Origin of the sequence: Alcaligenes sp. 1735tsa3, from assembly GCF_024134565.1 — a bacterium.
Classification (GTDB): domain Bacteria; phylum Pseudomonadota; class Gammaproteobacteria; order Burkholderiales; family Burkholderiaceae_B; genus Alcaligenes; species Alcaligenes phenolicus.
In genome coordinates, this window is sequence record NZ_CP099862.1 from 2761984 (window position 1) to 2779810 (window position 17827).

General features: G+C 55.5%; 16 protein-coding genes and 1 tRNA gene. 8 read left to right on the forward strand and 9 right to left on the reverse strand.

The annotated features are described in order from the left end of the window. The first annotated feature begins 15 nt into the window (after nucleotides 1-15). Nucleotides 16-1578, forward strand: coding sequence for a glycosyltransferase family 39 protein (locus NIZ92_RS12875; protein WP_254002075.1), 1563 nt, complete (start codon nucleotides 16-18; stop codon nucleotides 1576-1578). A gap of 5 nt (nucleotides 1579-1583) precedes the next feature. Here NIZ92_RS12875 and NIZ92_RS12880 read toward each other — a convergent pair whose 3' ends face one another. Beyond that, nucleotides 1584-2492, reverse strand: a complete 909-nt coding sequence (locus NIZ92_RS12880; protein ID WP_009456252.1) for a LysR substrate-binding domain-containing protein — start codon at nucleotides 2490-2492, stop codon at nucleotides 1584-1586. 125 nt (nucleotides 2493-2617) lie between these two features. Here NIZ92_RS12880 and NIZ92_RS12885 point away from each other — a divergent pair, with 125 nt between their 5' ends. Then, nucleotides 2618-3244, forward strand: a complete 627-nt coding sequence (locus tag NIZ92_RS12885; protein WP_026483011.1) for an FMN-dependent NADH-azoreductase — start codon at nucleotides 2618-2620, stop codon at nucleotides 3242-3244. A 295-nt stretch (nucleotides 3245-3539) separates the two neighbouring features. On the opposite strand, the gene ribA is transcribed toward NIZ92_RS12885, so the two are convergent. Further along, nucleotides 3540-4211 carry a GTP cyclohydrolase II gene (gene ribA, locus NIZ92_RS12890; RefSeq protein ID WP_009456248.1) on the reverse strand — a complete coding sequence of 224 codons (672 nt, stop codon included), beginning with the start codon at nucleotides 4209-4211 and terminating at the stop codon, nucleotides 3540-3542. Nucleotides 4212-4521: 310 nt separating this feature from the next. Between ribA and NIZ92_RS12895 the strand changes: the two genes are divergently transcribed. After that, nucleotides 4522-5034, forward strand: a complete 513-nt coding sequence (locus NIZ92_RS12895; RefSeq protein ID WP_239054461.1) for a hypothetical protein — start codon at nucleotides 4522-4524, stop codon at nucleotides 5032-5034. Between the two features lie 81 nt (nucleotides 5035-5115). Further along, nucleotides 5116-5814, forward strand: coding sequence for a cytochrome b/b6 domain-containing protein (locus NIZ92_RS12900; protein WP_035272624.1), 699 nt, complete (start codon nucleotides 5116-5118; stop codon nucleotides 5812-5814). A gap of 153 nt (nucleotides 5815-5967) precedes the next feature. On the opposite strand, the gene NIZ92_RS12905 is transcribed toward NIZ92_RS12900, so the two are convergent. Further along, the gene (locus NIZ92_RS12905; RefSeq protein ID WP_254002076.1) at nucleotides 5968-7614 is read right to left on the reverse strand and encodes an AarF/ABC1/UbiB kinase family protein; all 1647 of its coding nucleotides are present in this window, start codon (nucleotides 7612-7614) and stop codon (nucleotides 5968-5970) included. Between the two features lie 265 nt (nucleotides 7615-7879). On the opposite strand from NIZ92_RS12905, the gene NIZ92_RS12910 reads away from it, so the two are divergent. Both NIZ92_RS12910 and NIZ92_RS12915 read left to right on the forward strand, forming a co-directional pair. Continuing rightward, nucleotides 7880-8731 (forward strand): neutral zinc metallopeptidase, encoded by an 852-nt coding sequence (locus tag NIZ92_RS12910; protein ID WP_060186892.1) that lies wholly within the window; start codon nucleotides 7880-7882, stop codon nucleotides 8729-8731. A 75-nt stretch (nucleotides 8732-8806) separates the two neighbouring features. Next, nucleotides 8807-8882: transfer RNA gene (locus NIZ92_RS12915), tRNA-Lys, on the forward strand. Nucleotides 8883-9035: 153 nt separating this feature from the next. Here the strand turns inward: NIZ92_RS12915 and NIZ92_RS12920 are convergent. The 4 genes from NIZ92_RS12920 to NIZ92_RS12935 all read right to left on the reverse strand — a co-directional run bounded on the left by NIZ92_RS12920 (nucleotide 9036) and on the right by NIZ92_RS12935 (nucleotide 12551). After that, on the reverse strand, nucleotides 9036-9677 hold the full coding sequence (locus NIZ92_RS12920) for a CatA-like O-acetyltransferase (RefSeq protein ID WP_226349415.1): 642 nt from the start codon (nucleotides 9675-9677) through the stop codon (nucleotides 9036-9038). An 89-nt stretch (nucleotides 9678-9766) separates the two neighbouring features. Further along, on the reverse strand, nucleotides 9767-11071 hold the full coding sequence (locus NIZ92_RS12925) for an MFS transporter (RefSeq protein WP_254002077.1): 1305 nt from the start codon (nucleotides 11069-11071) through the stop codon (nucleotides 9767-9769). A gap of 36 nt (nucleotides 11072-11107) precedes the next feature. Beyond that, a complete protein-coding gene (locus NIZ92_RS12930) occupies nucleotides 11108-11986 on the reverse strand; it encodes a TauD/TfdA family dioxygenase (protein ID WP_254002078.1) in 879 nt (292 codons plus the stop codon). An 88-nt stretch (nucleotides 11987-12074) separates the two neighbouring features. Continuing rightward, nucleotides 12075-12551, reverse strand: a complete 477-nt coding sequence (locus tag NIZ92_RS12935; protein WP_009456231.1) for a MarR family winged helix-turn-helix transcriptional regulator — start codon at nucleotides 12549-12551, stop codon at nucleotides 12075-12077. A 1464-nt stretch (nucleotides 12552-14015) separates the two neighbouring features. On the opposite strand from NIZ92_RS12935, the gene glnK reads away from it, so the two are divergent. Together glnK and NIZ92_RS12945 are read left to right on the forward strand one after the other, a co-directional pair. Beyond that, nucleotides 14016-14354 (forward strand): P-II family nitrogen regulator, encoded by a 339-nt coding sequence (glnK, locus tag NIZ92_RS12940; protein ID WP_009456229.1) that lies wholly within the window; start codon nucleotides 14016-14018, stop codon nucleotides 14352-14354. A gap of 14 nt (nucleotides 14355-14368) precedes the next feature. After that, nucleotides 14369-15610: an ammonium transporter gene (locus NIZ92_RS12945; protein ID WP_083053308.1), complete on the forward strand. Its 1242-nt coding sequence runs from the start codon at nucleotides 14369-14371 to the stop codon at nucleotides 15608-15610. Between the two features lie 119 nt (nucleotides 15611-15729). On the opposite strand, the gene NIZ92_RS12950 is transcribed toward NIZ92_RS12945, so the two are convergent. Both NIZ92_RS12950 and purB read right to left on the reverse strand, forming a co-directional pair. Next, nucleotides 15730-16182 carry a cytochrome c gene (locus NIZ92_RS12950; protein WP_083053307.1) on the reverse strand — a complete coding sequence of 151 codons (453 nt, stop codon included), beginning with the start codon at nucleotides 16180-16182 and terminating at the stop codon, nucleotides 15730-15732. A 98-nt stretch (nucleotides 16183-16280) separates the two neighbouring features. After that, the gene (purB, locus tag NIZ92_RS12955) at nucleotides 16281-17657 is read right to left on the reverse strand and encodes an adenylosuccinate lyase (protein WP_254002079.1); all 1377 of its coding nucleotides are present in this window, start codon (nucleotides 17655-17657) and stop codon (nucleotides 16281-16283) included. Nucleotides 17658-17827 lie beyond the last annotated feature (170 nt).

Sequence of the window (17827 nt, forward strand, 5' to 3'; positions counted from 1 at the left end):
GCTTTCACCAGACGCATGACTGCCCAAAACCCAGCATCGGCTCAGCCCAACACCTACCAGCGCTATGTGCTGCTGTATCTGTTATTCATGATTTTGCTGTGGACCGTTTTGATGGCGATTAGCCATAAAGCCCCCGATCTGGACGGCATGGAAGAACTGGTCTGGTCGGCCAGTTTCGAGCTGGGCTATTTGAAGCATCCGCCCTTCCCAGCGTGGGTGATGGCCGCCTTGACCAGCGTAGTCGGACGCCCGGCATGGCTGACCTTTGCCGCGGGCATGACAGCTTCGGTGCTGGGGCTATGGTTTATCTGGAAACTGGCCTGCGAATTCCTGAATCCCGAACGCGCTTTCATGGTCTTGCTGATCAGTTCTGTCAGTATTTACTTTTCCTTGCGCGGCACCATTTTTAATCACAACACGGCACAACTGTGGTCCGTAACCGCCGCGACCTGGTTTTTCTATCGCGCCAGCCGCGACCAGAAACCGGCAGACTGGTTATGGCTGGGCGCCGTCGCTGCGCTGTCTACGGTCACCAAATACAGTGCCGTGATTCTGTTCACCGCCTTCTTTTTGTATTTCCTGCGCAGCGGTATGTGGCGTCAGCGGCAGACCTGGATAGGGCTGGGCTTGGCCCTGTTTGCCTATGTGCTGGTCTTGTCGCCCCATCTGTACTGGCTGATGAAGCACGACTTCGCCCCCTTCCGCTATATGGACGGCTCGCTGGAAACACATACCCGCTGGGAGGCCTACAAGGAACTGCTGGCGTTTAGCCTGGACCAGTTGGGGCGACTAAGCCCCATGGTTGTGGCCATGATTGCGCTGGGTATCTGGAATCGTCGCGACAGAAAAAAGCTGGCCCCATCCGACGCGGCCTTGCAAAACAAGCAGCGCTATGCCGATGATATTTCCCGCAGCGACAAGCAATTCCTGCTGTGGGTGGGCCTGACTCCGATCGTCAGCACCGTCTTGATTTCAGCCATGATGGGCACCCGTCTGGTCGCTTCCTGGGCCACCACCTTCTTTGTTTTGTATGGCTTTTTTGCTCTTTGGGTCATGCACGGCAAGGACAAGATCCAGCTGCGGCGCGTGGCTATTATTGTGATCGTGTTGCAGATATTGCTGGCATCGGGCTACGCCTTGGCTCGTGGCCCATTGGCCTGGCATAAAGGTAGGGACTCTCGCTCCACCTTCCCCGGCCCGGAAGTGTCTGCCCAAATGCAAGCCATCTGGAACGAACACATGCCCGGCATCCCACTTAAAGTCGTAGTAGCCGATACCTGGCTAGGCGGCAATATTGCCGTTCATGCCGGCCAGGATGTGATGGTCTTTATTGATGCTGACCCGGCTGCTTCACCTTGGCTGACACTCCCGCAGGATATGGAATGCGGCGCTCTGATTGTGTACAGCATTCAGACCCGTGGGAAACCTCCCGCATCCTTGCTCCAGCTGTACGAGCAAGCCCCTATCAAGGGGCAGGCCGAGCAGCGCTGGTCTTCCGAGCGCAGTCCCATGATTGATCTGAACTGGGCCATTCTGCCCGCACAAAGCAGCTGCCCCTTTGCAGCCACCGCCCGCTGAATCACTTAAATTTTGGGGTGATGCACCGGCAGTTGCTCACCCAGATAATCCAGAAAATGTCGTACCGCCGGGGCCATGCCTCGGCGGGAAGCAAACACAGCGTGAATAATCCCCGGCAAGGGTGCCCACTGTGGCAATACCTGCACCAGGCGTCCGGCTTTCAAGGCCTCGCAACACATATAGTCGGGCAAGATACCCACACCTATGCCCTGCTCCACCCCTTCACGCAACGTCAGCAAATCCGAGGCCATATAGCGCGGCCTGTGCGTTACCGTCAGGCTGGCGCCCTCGGGACCATACAGCTCCCATTCGTTTTGACCTTGTCGGGCCGACATGGCCACCGTGGGCAATTTCACCAAATCAGCCGGGCCGCGCACCGGATCAAAACGCGCCAGCAGTTCAGGCTGAGCAACCAGAATTGCCCCTGTTTCACCCAGGCGCTTGACGATATAGCTCGCACTATCACTTAAGGTGCTGCGCACTCGCAAAGCCACATCAATCCCGTCCGCCACCGGATCAACCACCCGGTTGCTGACTTCCACCTCCAGCTCAACCTGAGGGTAGCGAATCAGAAACTGTGCAAACACGGTCGACAAGACCGTATGGGCCAAGGTGACCGGGCAACTGATACGCAAGAGACCACGCGGTTCTTGCTGCACTTGAGCCACCGCAGAATACGCAGCTTCGGCCTCGTCACGCATGGCCTGGCAATGGCGCAGGAACACCTCTCCAGCAGGGGTCAGAGACAGGCTGCGCGTGGTGCGTTGCAGCAGGCGCACACCGACTTCAGCCTCAAGACGGCTAAGACGTCGCGATACTCGCGATGGCGGCATGCCCAAGTGTCGGGCAGCAGCACTAAAGCCGCCACGCTGTACCACTTCGGTAAACAGCACCATGTCATTTAAGTCATACATACAGGGAAGTTTTCCAGGATTACAGACAAAAGTAGAATAATCTTTCTCAGAAAAACCGGCTTATCAAAGGTATGGGCATCAAACATAATGACACCATTCCTTCATCGCTTTGGACACCAAACATCATGAAACTGCTACACGTAGACTCCAGTATCACCGGCGCCAACTCCGTTTCCCGCGAACTTTCGCAATTTGTGGTTGATCAGCTGCGCCAGCAAAATGAGCAAGTCCAAGTGGAGCATGTAGATCTGGCCCTGAACCCGCCACCTCACTTTTCGGCTGACTCCCTGGGCATGCGTCTGGGTCTGGACCCAGCCACCCTGAGCGAGCGCCAGCGTGCCGAGAACGCCATCACCGAACAATACCTGAGCCAGTTCCTGGCTTCCGATGTGGTGGTGATTGGCGCCCCCTTCTACAACTTCACCATTCCTAGCCAACTGAAAGCCTGGATGGACCGTCTGGCTCAAGCTGGCCGCACTTTCCGCTACACCAGCAATGGCCCGGAAGGTCTGGCTGGCGACAAAACGGTTTACCTGGTTCTGAGCCGTGGTGGCATCTACTCCGAATCGGAGCAAGGCCAGGCCATGGAACATCAGGAAAGCTACCTGCGTGTGATGTTCGGCTTCATGGGTGTAACGGACCTGCGTATTGTGTACGCCGAAGGCCTGGGCAAAACCCCAGAGCTGCGTGATCAGATTGTAGAGAACGCCAAGGCCAGTGTCAGCGCCTTGCTGGAAAAGAGCCCTGCCTAAGACCGGGAAGGCCTGGTTCGACCAGGCCTTGGCTGTTTAGTTCTGCACAAGCAGCCACCCGCCCCTTCAGCGCTCAAGCCTGAGCAAACAAAGATAAAGCCGGATCCCAATCCCTGTGTGGACATCGGATCCGGCTTTCTCTTTTGCATTGCCTGCCAGCAGGCAGCACATCCTGATCGCGCTGAATCTCCACCAGAGAAAAACACAAAGGGCCAATTGATGGCCCTTTGTGTTGATACCGCGATAAGCAGGAACGAAATCGGAGCAGAATCAATTTCTGCCCGCGCGCCCTTTTTTATTCGTCTGTTTCCAGCCAGTGGCCCAAGCGCAGACGCTTGGTGTTCAGGTAAGCCTCGTTAAAGGGATTACCTTCAATTTGATGCGGCACACGCTCCACCACATCAATGCCAATTTCCTGCAGGGTTTTTACCTTGCGCGGGTTATTGGTCATCAGACGCAGCTTCTGGATACCGACGTGCTCGAGCATATCCTTGCAAATATCATAGCGACGCATATCCGCAGGAAACCCCAGCTTCTCGTTGGCTTCCACCGTATCCGCCCCCTGATCTTGCAGGTTGTAGGCACGGATCTTGTTCACCAGACCAATACCCCGCCCTTCCTGGCGCAAATACATCAAGGCACCACGGCCTGCCGTAGCAATACGTTCCAGCGCCAATTGCAGCTGAGGGCCGCAATCGCAGCGCAGGCTGAACAAGGCATCGCCCGTCAGACACTCGGAGTGGACACGGGCCAGGACAGGCTCGCCGTCGGCCACATCCCCCAGGGTCAACAAGACGTGTTCTTTTTGATTGCTGCGCTCTACAAATACATGGATTTGGAATACGGCCCAGGGGGTAGGCAAACGGCTGGAGCTGACGTAGTCCAATAAAGCGCCGGGTTTGGCCTGCTGGGCAGCCAGCGGGGAGTCCGATTCTGATGCCAGTGCGGCATCCGGGATGGATTGCATAATGAGTCTCTGCTGCAACGAAGAAATGCGGCTTGGCCCCATCCGGGGCAACCTAGCAATGATAGCCCAATTCACTCCATTTCTTTAAGCCTGAGGCAAGATGCTTTTCAGGACTAATTTCGCCAGTCCCCCTATGACACAGACATGAAACATTCACCTTATGTGCCTATCCTTATAGCGAAAAGTTCTGCGATCCGGTATTCTACGCAACAAGAAAATACATAAAATGTTATGAAACTTACAAATACAGATGATCTATGGCGCTTTGTGTTTTTCACTGAGCCTTGATCATCCTCTTACTTGATTGATCATGCCCGCCACTAAGGTCTTTATTCGTTATGTTGTGATTGGGCTCGGCTTGGCCCTGCAACCGTTTGTCGCCCATAGTGCGGCAAGCCAGACCTGGCCCCAGCCTCCTTCTCAATTAAGTCTGGACAGCCCCTACGGCACCTTGCAAGTGAGCCAAAGCGATTATGTCTATGAGGCACAACTGCAACTGGACTCGCAAATCATCGCGCCCGAACTCAAGGGCTTGATCAATATTCCCTACGCCTTCAGACAATCCAACAACCAGACAGCGTTGATTTCGGTGGACAACGGCCTGGGGGGTTGCTCGATTTATTATCACTGGGTCACAGTGTCATCCAAGGGCTATACCGTCTCGCCAGCGTTTGGGTCTTGCAGCGCACAAATTCGAGTACGCCACCAGGGCCAAACCCTGATCATGGAAACCCCCAGCCTGGATAATCCCACCCTGATCGACGAGTACCGTTACGACGGTCGCAAGATCAGTTTGCGCAAGCGCAAACACCGCACTCAATAAGAGAAGGAACCCACGGCGGAAAACGGACTCCAAGACAACACTGACTATAATCAGATGTCTTAGTCTCTCCGGATTTTCCCTATGCACGCCTCCTCGACTCGCCCTTTACTCATCTGGGATCTACCCACCCGCCTGTTCCACTGGCTGCTCGTGATCAGCATCGTGGGCTGTTTTGTGACGATCAAGGTTGGCGGTTTGTGGATGGACTGGCACGTACGCTTTGGCTTGCTGGCCCTGGGGCTGCTGGCATTTCGTCTGGTCTGGGGCCTGATTGGTGGTTACTACTCCCGCTTTAGCCACTTCCTGCCCAACCCTGTGCGCAGCCTGCGCTACTTGCGTGACAAGCCCGCGGTTTACCCCGGCCACAACCCCATCGGTGCCTGGTCCGTCTGGATCATGTTGATTGTGTTCGGTTTTCAGGCCGTCTCGGGCCTGTTTGCCAATGACGACATCTTCACGACTGGCCCTTTGGCCTATCTGAGCAGCGACTGGTCCAAAACCCTGACCGGCCTGCACAAAGCCAATGAATGGATCATGCTGGCCATTATTGCCTTGCATATCCTGGCTATTTTCCTGTATCGCGTGTTGCGTGGTCAGAAATTAACCAGCGTCATGGTCAGGGGCAGCATGCCGGTTCCCGCCGATGCCAGCCTGCCTGCCAGCAAAGACAGCTGGAAAACCCGTTTTCTCGCTCTGATCATTGTGGCGCTGATTGCCTGGGGTGTGTACTGGATGACAGGTCTGGCACCCGTAGGCGGTGGCATGGACGACTTTATGTAAGCCCGACTTATCCCCAGAAGCTGTGAATAAACCTGGGGATAATGCGGGGACTGTTTGGGCTGAGCCGCATTTTTACTAGCCGTCTTTTAAACTGGACGGTGACTAGCCGCTTGAGCACTTCCTGCGCAGAAAGCGACGGCCTCAAGATACTTCTTAGCGCCGTCGCCAAAATCCCCACAAAACCAGAACCAGGCCCAGCACAGCGGCTAATAAGCCCGCCCAGCTGAAAATAGTCAGGCCCAGCCATGCGGGACCGCGCGTGACCAGCACCGGACCCAAAATCAATACAAAAGCCGCCGTCACAATCGCAATGGCCAGACGGGTGGCCGCCTTTTCCAGCGACGAGGCCAGACGCGGCATCCCCTCGATTTGAATACGCGCGGAGATCTTTCCTTGCCGCACCCTATGCATCAACAGACGCAGCAATTGGGGCGCATCCATGGCCAACTGCCGGGACTCCAGCAAACTGCGTTGCAGGTCCGCATAAACACGACGTGGCGAGTACTGCTTGCGCATCAAGCCCATAATCACGGGCTGCGCGACTTCGACCACATCAAACTGCGGGTCCAGACGCTTCAGCACACCGTCCGCCGTGATAAAAGCCTTGAACAGCAAGGCCAGATCCGGCGGCAGAATTAAATGGTTCTCGCGCGCCAGAGCCATGAAGTCCAGCAAGGCAGCCGAGATGGACAACAGTCCACTGCTTTGTCGGGCCACATAACGCTGGGCACTTTCTTCCAGACGGCTCCAATCAAAGTCCTCTGCCCCGGACCAGTCCAGCAAGGTCGTTGCCACCCCATCTGCCTGTCCATCCACAATCGCCCGTAGCAACACCAGCAATTGCTGGCGGCGACGTTCCGTCAAATGGCCCACCAAGCCGAAATCAATAAAGGCAACCTTATTGCCCGGCAAGGCCATCATATTGCCGGGGTGCGGATCAGCATGAAACAGCCCGTCCTCCAGCACCATATGCAGGAACGCCAAGGCACCTCGGCGGGCCAATAATGGACGATCCGCCTCAATAGCTTGCAACTGTGCCTCTTGAATGGGCGAGACCCCGGGGACAAACTCCTGCACCATGACCGTCGCGCTGGTCCACTCCATATAGACACGCGGAACCACGATGTCCTTGAAGGGCTGCATGTTCTCGCGCACCGCCAAGGTATTGGCCGCTTCGCGGGTGAAGTCCAGCTCATCGGCAATGGCTTCAGCCAGGGCACGCACGATATCGTAAGGGCGATACTCGGGCAGCAGGCCTTGTTGCTGGACCAGTCGGGCAATCTGTTTCAACAAACGCAAGTCAGCCTGAATCAGTGGCTCCAGACCAGGGCGCTGCACCTTCACCACGACTTCGGTGCCATCCCGCAAACAGGCGCGATACACCTGTGCCATGGAGGCCGAGGCCAGCACCTGGGTGTCAAAGCGCGCAAAGGCTTGCTCAACCGTTTGACCCAAAGCCTGTTCCAGCTCGGGTCTGATCGTTTCCCAAGGCACCGGCGCGGCATGACCTTGCAGCTTCTCCAGCTCCTGCGTCCACTCCAACGACAGCAAATCATTACGTGTAGCCAGAATCTGACCCAGCTTGATAAAGGTCGGACCCAGCTCTTCCAGCGCACGTCGCAAACGTTCAGGTGCCGAGCGCTCGGGCACTTCGGCCGCCACCGGGGTCTTGTTACCGGGCAGGAGGTCCGACAAGCCCAGGCGATGCATCACATCCCCAATCCCGTATCGAGCTATGACCGCTCCAATGGCACGGACTCGTGCATGGTCGCGCAAGGCCAACAAGGTTCCTCCCAACATACTCGCTCTCCAGTAGGGTACGCTCTGAGAAAAGTAGCATACCGCAGTGTCCCGGTGACTTACTTATCCACTTATCCACACTTTCAGTGGGCAAGCTCGGGGATAGCCTTTGGACAAGTCACATTAAGCCAAGCAATTCAATGACTTGTCATGGTGGGGTAATTAACGTCCCCTACCCGTTTTCCGATGATAAGAATCGAAAATGCCCCTGCTCTATCCACGGAAATCAGAGTACATTGACGTTTTCCAATTCAAGGAGAGCGTGATGCGTCTGGATAAGTCTCGCTCCAGCCGTAATGTCGAGGACCGCCGTGCCAATGGGCCACGATTGAGCGGCGGCAAGATCGGCTTGGGGACAATCGTGCTGGCCCTGGTGGCCATGTACTTTGGGGTGGATCCCAGTGTGGTGCTGAACCTGGCCGACGGCCCTACCAGCGCCCCTCAGTCTCAACCCGTTGCAGCCTCGGATGCACAGGGCCAAACCATTGCCAAGATCCTGGGCGAAACCGAGGATGTCTGGCGTGATGTTTTTGCCAAGCAAACCAATGGCAGCTACCGCGATCCCGTGCTGGTGCTGTACCGGGGCGCTACCCCGACCGCCTGCGGGGCAGGTCAATCTGCCATGGGGCCGTTTTACTGCCCTGCCGATCAAAAGCTTTATATAGACTTGGGCTTTTTCACCGAGATGGAGCAAAAGATGGGCGTCAAGGGCGACTTTGCCCCTGCCTATGTGATTGCGCATGAAGTGGGCCACCACGTTCAGAACCAGTTAGGCATGATGCGTCGTGTCGATGAGGCCCGTCGCAGCGGCTCCGCCTCCCAGGCTCGTCAAGCCTCCGTACGCCTGGAGCTTCAGGCTGATTGCTATGCCGGTATTTGGGCAAACCACGCTGACGCGCAACGCCAGATTCTGGAACCAGGCGATATTCGCTCGGCCCTGGATGCCGCTCAAGCCGTAGGCGATGACACCTTGCAAAAGCAATCGCAAGGCTATGTGGTCCCCGATTCCTTTACCCACGGCAGCTCGCAACAACGCATGGCCTGGTTCATGGAAGGCTATAAAACCGGACAGCTGAAAATGTGCGACACCTTCACCCGTCCTGACCCGGTCTCCTGATAAACGTAAAATTATGTAACCACGTCTTGCGCTAGATAATTTCCGTTCTATAATCTTTTTCTTCGCAGGAAACGGGGGTCGTTAGCTCAGTTGGTAGAGCACTGGACTCTTAATCCATTGGTCGACAGTTCGAGTCTGTCACGACCCACCAAATGTCCTGCTGCTTACGGTACACCATGCCGTAACACCGTAAATCAGCCCGCTACTGTAGCGGGCTTTTTTGCGTCTGAACACTATCCCTGCGAAGCTCAAGGGCCCTGCCAATTTTTGAGTGGCAGGGCTTGGGTGACAATACTGCACACGATCAATAGTCGTGGCACCCCTTCTGTAATTCGGTCATGAAGCGGCCCGCATGAAACCCGTCACACACAGCATGATGCAACTGAATGGCCACGGGAATATAAACCTTGCCGTCCCGTTCAAAGTATTTGCCTAGCGTGACAATAGGGGTGAACAAATTATGCAGGCTCGCGAACTGCATACTGAAGCTGGTGAAGGAAACCCACGGCAAGGCGGAAATATAGAATACGTTTTCAGGCGTATCGGATCGTGGAAAGTAACGAGTGTCCTCGCCGTACTTTTCCAGATCCCGCTCATACTCGGCCAGAAAGTCCTCTTTCTTCTCGTGGTACTCACTCCAAATAGATGAAAAACTTTCTTGCTGCACGTGCGGGATGGTGTAGCTGGGGTTGAGTCGATCGTAGACAATCAGCTCATCGTCCTTCATGGCCATACGAAACTCGGGATAGCGATTAAGGACAGCAGCTACCTCATGGATCATTGCTGGGTAAAACTTGCAGCGCCTGGCCTTCACCCAGTTCAGAAACCCGGTAATTTCAATTTCAACCGTAATACTGAACGCATTTTGAGCATACGTTTTAAAGACTTCAAAATGCTCACGCCGCCCCCAACTCTCAAGATCGAACTTCTGGTAGCTTGCCATCATCTTTTCCTGAATCTCCATACTGTCCATCCAGGCAAGTGTATAGAAAAACACGGTAAGCAGTGCCACTCTGTGTTCTTCAAAACCTTGCCTTAAACAGAGGCCGGACCGCTCACAGGACCTCCTGCCTTTGCCTGAATCTGCGACAGCGTGCGGGAAGGATCCACCAAGATGAAACCCAACACGGCTCCCATTAGTAAAAGCACGGCCGTCAAGGCAAAGCCCTGGTGAAAACCGGCAAGACCGGGCTCGGCCTGAATCAGCCTTCCCATCACAATGGGCGCAACCAGGCCCGCTGTTGTGGACAATGAATTGGTGATGGCCAGTGTGGAACCCCGCTTTTCAATCGGGCTGATTTGCGCTGAGATTGCCGAACAGAGCACAAAACCGACCTGGGGAAAACTCAAGCCCAAGGCGATCAGCACAATCCCCGCAGTCGGACCCAGCTTCAAGTAAGCGACCGCCAGCAGGCACAAGGCCCCTGCCAACAAGAAACCGACCGTGACCAGACTGCGTGCCACTCGGGACGAATACCCTTGGCGCAAGAAGCGGTTGGACAGGTAAGAGCCGCCCGACACAATCGGGATTGCCACAAAAATACACAGGGAAAATAGCCATCCAGCCGTGTCCGACGAGAAGTTCAGACCGCGTTGCAAATAAGCGGGCAACCAGGTAAAGACCAGTGCAGCACACCAGTACGCTACCCAGTACATCAGCAGGTTGCCGATGAAACTACGATTCAAAATCACATCACGGTACGAACAGCGAGACTGCGGCTTGCTCTTGCCAACGGCGGGCGCCGGATTCGCACTGATGGGACCATCCTTGCCCAGCAAGGCCCATACCACCAGCCACATCAGCCCCGCTGCCGCTGTCACCCAAAACACCGAGCGCCAGCCGTGGCTGATGGTCAAATACCCCACCAAGGGGCCGGCCAACAGCATGCCCACCTGCCCACCCTGCATCACAATGGCCGTAGGCCAAGTACGCTCCTGATCCGGGAACCACTTGTAGCACGCGTGCAAGGCCAGGGGGTAGGCAGGGCCTTCCCCCACGCCCAGCAAAATGCGACAAGCCATCAAGGCAACAATCGTGCTGGCTCCCATAGCGATCGGAACCTGGGCTACAGACCAGATAATGACCAGCCCCACCAGCAGCAAACGTGAGGACACCGTATTGGACACAAAGCCCACCACAATGCCCGAGATCGCAAACAGGAAGAAAAAGCTGCCTGCAATGGTGCCAAACTGCTGTGGCCCGATGGCCAGCTCCTCCATCAACGGCACGGCGACCAGACCAAATATCGCCTTATCGGCAAAGTTGATCACCATGAACAAAAACAACAAGAACACCACGACGTAGCGCTGTCCTGGGAAATACTTTTTCTGGTTTTCCATGTCTCCCCCCAACTTGTCAAAAGTGCAGCGATACGATCAATAAGGACGGTCACCAATAATGGTGGCTCGGGCCATTTTGCGGGGCAAAGGAAAATAGTCCTGAACGGCATAATGCTGAGTGGCCCGGTTGTCCCAAAACGCAATGGTGTGAGGCTGCCATTTCAAGCGCACCTGATACTCCGGGTGACGGGCCTGATCCACCAAATACTGCAGCAGGAAATGAGCGCCGCTTTGCAGCTCGGGCATGCCACGGAAAAAGCCGGTTTCGATGTAATTGGCCAGATGGGTAGTCCAGCTGCTGACATACAAAATCCGCTGGCCAGTTTCTGGATGAGTGCGCACCACAGGGTGAGTCTGCGCTGGAAAACGATCTCGCAACGCAGCTCTGTCTTCCTCGGGGATACGGTCTATGAAACCGGGCAATAAATCGTGCACGGCTTCCAGCTCGTGCAAAGTATCTTTGATGTGAGGCGGCAAGTTCTCATAGGCCAGTGCCATATTGCACCAGATCGTATCGCCCCCGGCGGGTGGACATTCAATGCAACGCAGAATGGAACCCATGGAAGGTTCGGCCCGCCAGCTGACATCGCTATGGTAGATATTCTCACGCCCCGGCTGCGTGTTATTGCCCCCCAGCAGCACCAGCTCGGGATAGTCCGGATCGTGTGGAAAAACCGGATGCACTTCCAGCTCACCAAAGCAACGGGCAAATGCAACATGCTGTGCCGCATTCAAAGGCTGGTCGCGAAACACCAGCAATTGATGCTTCAACAACAAGGCGCGCAGCTCCTGTACCTGCATATCCTCCAGGGCCTGAGTCAAATCGACACCCGCTACCTCGACACCGATAGCGGGCGACATTATTGTGGTTTCCAAGCGGCTGGCTGCGATTGGGCTGTCTACGACCTGCGTCATGATCCTCTCCTGAATATTGTTTCGTTTCAAACGAAACAATATTAGCGTGAGAAATATCCAGCACAACTCGGTGATTACCCTTGAGACTTCAAATATGTGCGTCGCCGCTGAAATCGCTGCCAAAGCGCTGGACCATACGGTTCTCCAGGCGCGTCATCATCTCTTTAAAGGAGCTGAGCTCTTCCTGGCTAAGCACGGACGTCAGCTCCTGCTCCAGACCCAGAGCGATGGGCACAATGCGATCGTGCACTTGCTGACCCTGCTCGGTCAGACACAGCAGATTGCTGCGCATATCGTTTTCATTATCGCGACGAGCAATTAACTGAGCGGCTGTCAGGCGAGAAACGGCACGGCTGACCTTGGCCTTGTCCATGCTGGTGCGCTCGGTCAAACTGCCCGAGGTCAGGGTGCCATAGCGTCCCAGGGTCGCAATGATGCGCCACTCTGGAATGGACAAACCAAATTGCTGTGCATGCTGACGCGCAAAGGTCACCGCAATATGCGAGGCCAGTATCGTGACTTGATAAGGGAGAAAATTCTCCAGGTCCAGGGTGGTTTTTTCCAACTCGCTTCCCAAGGCGCTAGTCCGCTTTCTGTAAGGAGTTTGATCATAGCATCGCCAGGCAATGGCTTCGCCGATTGGCTACCCAGCTTCTTTTCGATGCAACAAGAAAAAACAAGAGCGGCCTGCCCTGCAGTCATAGTTGTTTACTTTAGCTGCGCCCTAAATCCGATACGCTGGAAGATCACTTCAGTCAGGAGATGTTCATGCCAATTGCCATTGATCCCACCAAAGCGCCCGACACCACTCCTCCCGGCAAAACGCCCAACCCCGAGCCGGACCCTAAAAAGATTCCTGGCAATGAGCCGCCATCCAAAAAATAGTCAAAGGCCAGAGCTTTTGACGCTGGTATTTGCAGGAATTTGAACACTTGCTCGCCATACGCAGGTCGCATGTCATTACATTGAGATGCGGCCTGAAACGGCTGTCACATTTTCTGCAGTACAGTGAATCGTGGTGATATTTATTACAAACCATCACCCTACGCTAATTGGCAAGCCAGTTTGCAAACGCTATTACATCAACCACAAAATTATTTGAGGAGCATTGTATGGCCCAGCTAGACCGAGGCACCATGTGCATCATGTGCCAAACCCTTCCACTATCGCAACCCAACGCTCAACGACATCCTTACCTCAAACCCATCAGACGAGTCGATGACACTGACGAACCAAGCACCGAAAGTCTGTATCACTGCACTGTTTGTCACACCCATTGGCTATACCAACGCGACAAATGGGACGCCTGCCTGGGATTCAAATTATGGCAAGGAGGCCTGCAGGCATTTAACCGGCGGCATGTACCGCTTACCTTCCCCACTCAGAGCACAGACAGCAAAAAAACCAGAAAGCACAAAGGTCCTGAGCTGCTCTCTTGATCCTTGCTAGTCGCAGAACTAGCTCTATCGATACACGGGCAGCGCTGACACGCGGGCTGCCCTGTCGATCCTCCTGGCGCCCTGCCATTCAGACACGGCAATTCCAGCACGAACAGGTCTGTTTTGCCTACTCTGCAGCCGGTCATTTTTCTGAACCGAATGTTGCAAAGTTAAGACTATTAAAAAAAAATGCGCACTTGTTGCGCCGCAACATATATTATTTTTCCATAGTCGTTGTTCCTGCGGTGGTGAGATGAGCGGAGACAGGCGTCACAGAGCGCTGCTGTTATCTCGCTGCCCACCGACTAGGCAAGACCGGGGTCACGTGCCTAGCTAGCTTACTCGCCTTGCCGGAATTGTGTTGCTCTTCAACCTACAACACAGGTCCGCTTGCCTACCACTTGCGTTCGCGCTGTCGCACACCCTGCTGACAGCCGGAGAGTCGCTCAAACCGGCGTTGCCCGGTTGCACTCAAGCCATCCACCAGGATTACCCATCCCGGTCGGCCCCCTCTCAACCGTCTCCTACCCCTCTCGGTGTTCCTTTGCATCCGCAAGGCCAGCTTGCCTGTGTTTACTTCAGGAACACCTATGAAATTGATTACCGCCATCGTCAAACCCTTCAAGGTTGACGAGATACGCGAGGCCCTTTCCGATCTGGGCATACAGGGGATGACGCTTACCGAGGTCAAGGGATTTGGTCGCCAGAAAGGCCACACCGAGCTTTACCGCGGTGCGGAATATGCAGTCGACTTCCTGCCCAAGATCCGCATTGAACTGGCTATTCCCGACGAGCAGCTGCAAAGCGTTCTGGAAGCCATTCAAAGCAGTGCCCGCACCGGACGTATTGGTGACGGCAAGATCTTTGTCCAGCCGCTGGACCATGTCATCCGCATCCGCACCGGCGAATGCGATGAACAAGCCCTGTAATCGGAGACTCCATCATGAACAACGCTGATCTATCGTGGATGCTGGTCTCCACGCTTCTGGTACTGATGATGGCCGCGCCGGGCCTGGCCCTGTTTTACTCAGGGATGGTGCGTCAAAAAAATGCCTTGTCCATGTTGTCCCAGACCTTGCTGGTGTTCAGTCTGGGGGTGGTGCTGTGGTTTATCTATGGCTACTCACTGGCCTTTACCGCTGGCAATCCCTTGATTGGCAGTTTCGACAAGGTCTTGTTCAACGGCATGTTCACCGCTGCTGACCAACAGTTCTCCATGTCGGGCACCTTGCCTGAACTGCTGTTTGCGTCTTTTCAGGCCACCTTTGCCGGTCTGACTTGCGCTCTGGTTGTCGGTAGTCTGGCAGAACGTACCCGCCTGTCCGCCATCCTGGTCTTTACCGTGATCTGGTTCACTTTGGCCTATCTGCCCATTTGCCATATGGTCTGGTTTGCCGATGAACAGAACGGCGGCTTGCTCAACTCCCGTGGCGCGCTGGACTTTGCCGGTGGCACGGTGGTGCATATCAACGCCGGTATTGCCGGTCTGGTCGGTGCCTGGATGATTGGCCCCAGACTGAACTACCGTCGTGAAGCCATGCCACCTCATAACCTGCCCCTGACCTTTATTGGTGCTGCTCTGCTGTGGGTAGGCTGGTTCGGTTTCAACGCAGGCTCGGCTTTGTCGGCCAATGAAAATGCCACGCTGGCATTCTTCAACACCATGCTGGCAGCCGCCATCGGCGTTGTGGCCTGGACTTTGGGTGAATGGATCAGCAAAGGTCATCCTTCCTTGCTGGGTGCCTGCTCAGGTGCGATCGCAGGTTTGGTCGGCATTACCCCGGCAGCCGGTTTTGTGGCTCCTTCCGGCGCACTGGCCATTGGCCTGATTACCTCCCTGGCTTGCTTGTGGGGTGTGAATGTTCTGAAGCGCTGGTTACGCGCCGACGATACGCTGGACGTTTTTGGCATTCACGGTTTGGGCGGGATTGTGGGCGCTTTGCTCACAGGTCTGTTCAACGCACCTGTTCTGGGTGGTCCTGGTACTGCCGCTGGTAACAGTATCTGGATGCAGTTGTGGATTCAGCTCGAAGGCGTGCTGGTTACGCTGGTCTGGTCCGGTGTGGCTGCCTGGATTGCCTTCACCATTGCCAAGCTAGTCTGCGGCGGTTTACGTGTCGATGCTGACCACGAGCGCGAAGGTCTGGATATCCGTACCCACGGTGAAACGGGTTATCAACACTGAGATCCCATCATGATTCTTGCCAATCTTGCCTGCAGGCAAACTGCTCCCTTCAAACACAGGCACAGGCCTAAAAGAAAAAGCCCTCTTTCGAGGGCTTTTTTTATAAGCAAACCTGTTGCTTATTTTTCTTTACGGTAAGCGTCGTGACAAGTCTTACAGGACTTGCCCACATTACCGAAAGCCACGCGGAAGGCATCAAAATCGCCCGAATCGGAAGCCACTTTCAGCTTATCGATTGCAGCGGTGAAATCATCGGTAGCTTGCTTGAAACCCTGAGCATCGCTCCAGGCCTCAGCTTTGGTCTCGCCGCCTTCGGTACCAGCGCCAAATGCGCCCCAAGGCAAAGCCGCCAAAACCGTCAGCACTTCTACGTTTTTAGCGATTGCAGCCGCATCATACGGTGCTTCTTTTTTGGCCACGGGAGCCATACGACCAAAGTGCGAGCCAATCAGCGACATGCTGGCTTGACGGTAGTTCACGGCCTGTTCTGGCTTGGCAAACTGGGCGGTAGCAGGCGTGACAAACGCAGCGCACAAGGCGGCAGCGGCAGTCAGAAACGCGAATTTTTTCATGTGAACTCCTGTGTGATGAAACATAAAACACTTCATAAAGCACTGGCTCAAGAAACCCGGCCGGCTGTGCCCTTGTGCAAGAACACAGCCGTTTGGATTTAGATCGCCTGGGCCAACTTTACTGCCACACCCAGATAGCTGCGTGGAGTTAGCTCAAGCAAATAGGTTTTAGCGTCGGCGGGCAGTTCCAGACCGCCAATAAACTCGCGCAACGCTTCCTGAGTAATACCACGACCACGTGTCAGGGCTTTGAGTTGCTCGTAAGGCTGGGGCAAACCGTAGCGGCGCATCACCGTTTGAACCGGCTCGGCCAGGATTTCCCAGCATGCGTCGATGTCCGCATCGACAGCCGCGGCGTTCAGTTCCAGTTTGCCCAGACCACGCAGGCAGGCGTCGTAAGCCACCACGCTGTAACCCAGAGCCACGCCCAGGTTACGCAGCACGGTCGAGTCGGTCAGGTCACGCTGCCAACGGGAGATAGGCAGCTTTTCGGACAGGTGGCGCAGCATGGCGTTAGCCAGGCCCAGGTTGCCTTCCGAGTTTTCAAAGTCAATCGGGTTGACCTTGTGCGGCATGGTGGACGAACCGATCTCGCCTTCTTTGAGGCGCTGTTTGAAGTAACCCAGGGAGATGTAGCCCCAGACGTCACGGTTGAAGTCCAGCAAGATGGTGTTGGCGCGGGCGATGGCGTCAAACAGAGCGGCCATCCAGTCGTGGGGTTCGATCTGAATGGTGTAGACGTTCTGCGTCAGACCCAGACCAGCCAGCACTTTCTGGCTGAATGCAGGCCAGTCGATTTCGGGGTAAGCCGAGAAGTGAGCGTTGTAGTTGCCGGTGGCACCATTCATTTTGGCCAGGGGCTGGACCGCAGCAATGGCCGCAATGGCGTTTTGCAGGCGAGCCGCCACGTTGGCAAATTCCTTGCCCATGGTGCTGGGGCTGGCTGGCTGACCGTGGGTGCGCGAGAGCAAAGGCTGCTCGGCGTGCAAGCGGGCCTGAGCCTTGATGGCATCACACACTTCTTGCAGTTGCGGCAGGATCACCTGCTCACGGGCACGCGTCAGCATCAGCGCATGCGAGGTGTTGTTGATGTCTTCAGAGGTGCAGGAAAAATGGATGAATTCAGTCGCAGCGGACAGCTCGGCGTGGTCGGCCACTTTTTCTTTCAACCAGTATTCCACGGCTTTCACGTCGTGGTTCGTAGTGCGCTCGATGGCTTTGATGCGGGCGGCATCGTCTTCCGAGAAGTTCTGCACCAGGCTCTTGAGTACCTCGCGGGCTTCGGCGGAGAAAGTAGGCAGTTCGGGCAGACCCGCGTCGGACAGGCCGATCAACCAGGCCACTTCGACCTCTACGCGATGCCACATAAATGCGGCTTCGGACAACAGGCCACGCAAGGGGGCGGTACGGCTGCCATAACGCCCGTCCAATGGCGACAAGGCATTCAGAGTGCTCAGGGTATCGGCTATGTGCATCGTTCTACAGAAAAGAAGGGGGAATAAAGTCAGCCCGCATTCTAACATTGCAGGCTGGCACCCGTATGCCACGCGTTCAGCATGGGGTCAGAATGCGACGGCTGTTCGAGGCTTTGACGAATAAACCACAGTTTTCCAACATTGTTTCCAGCGACAGGTTCAGGCCCGGC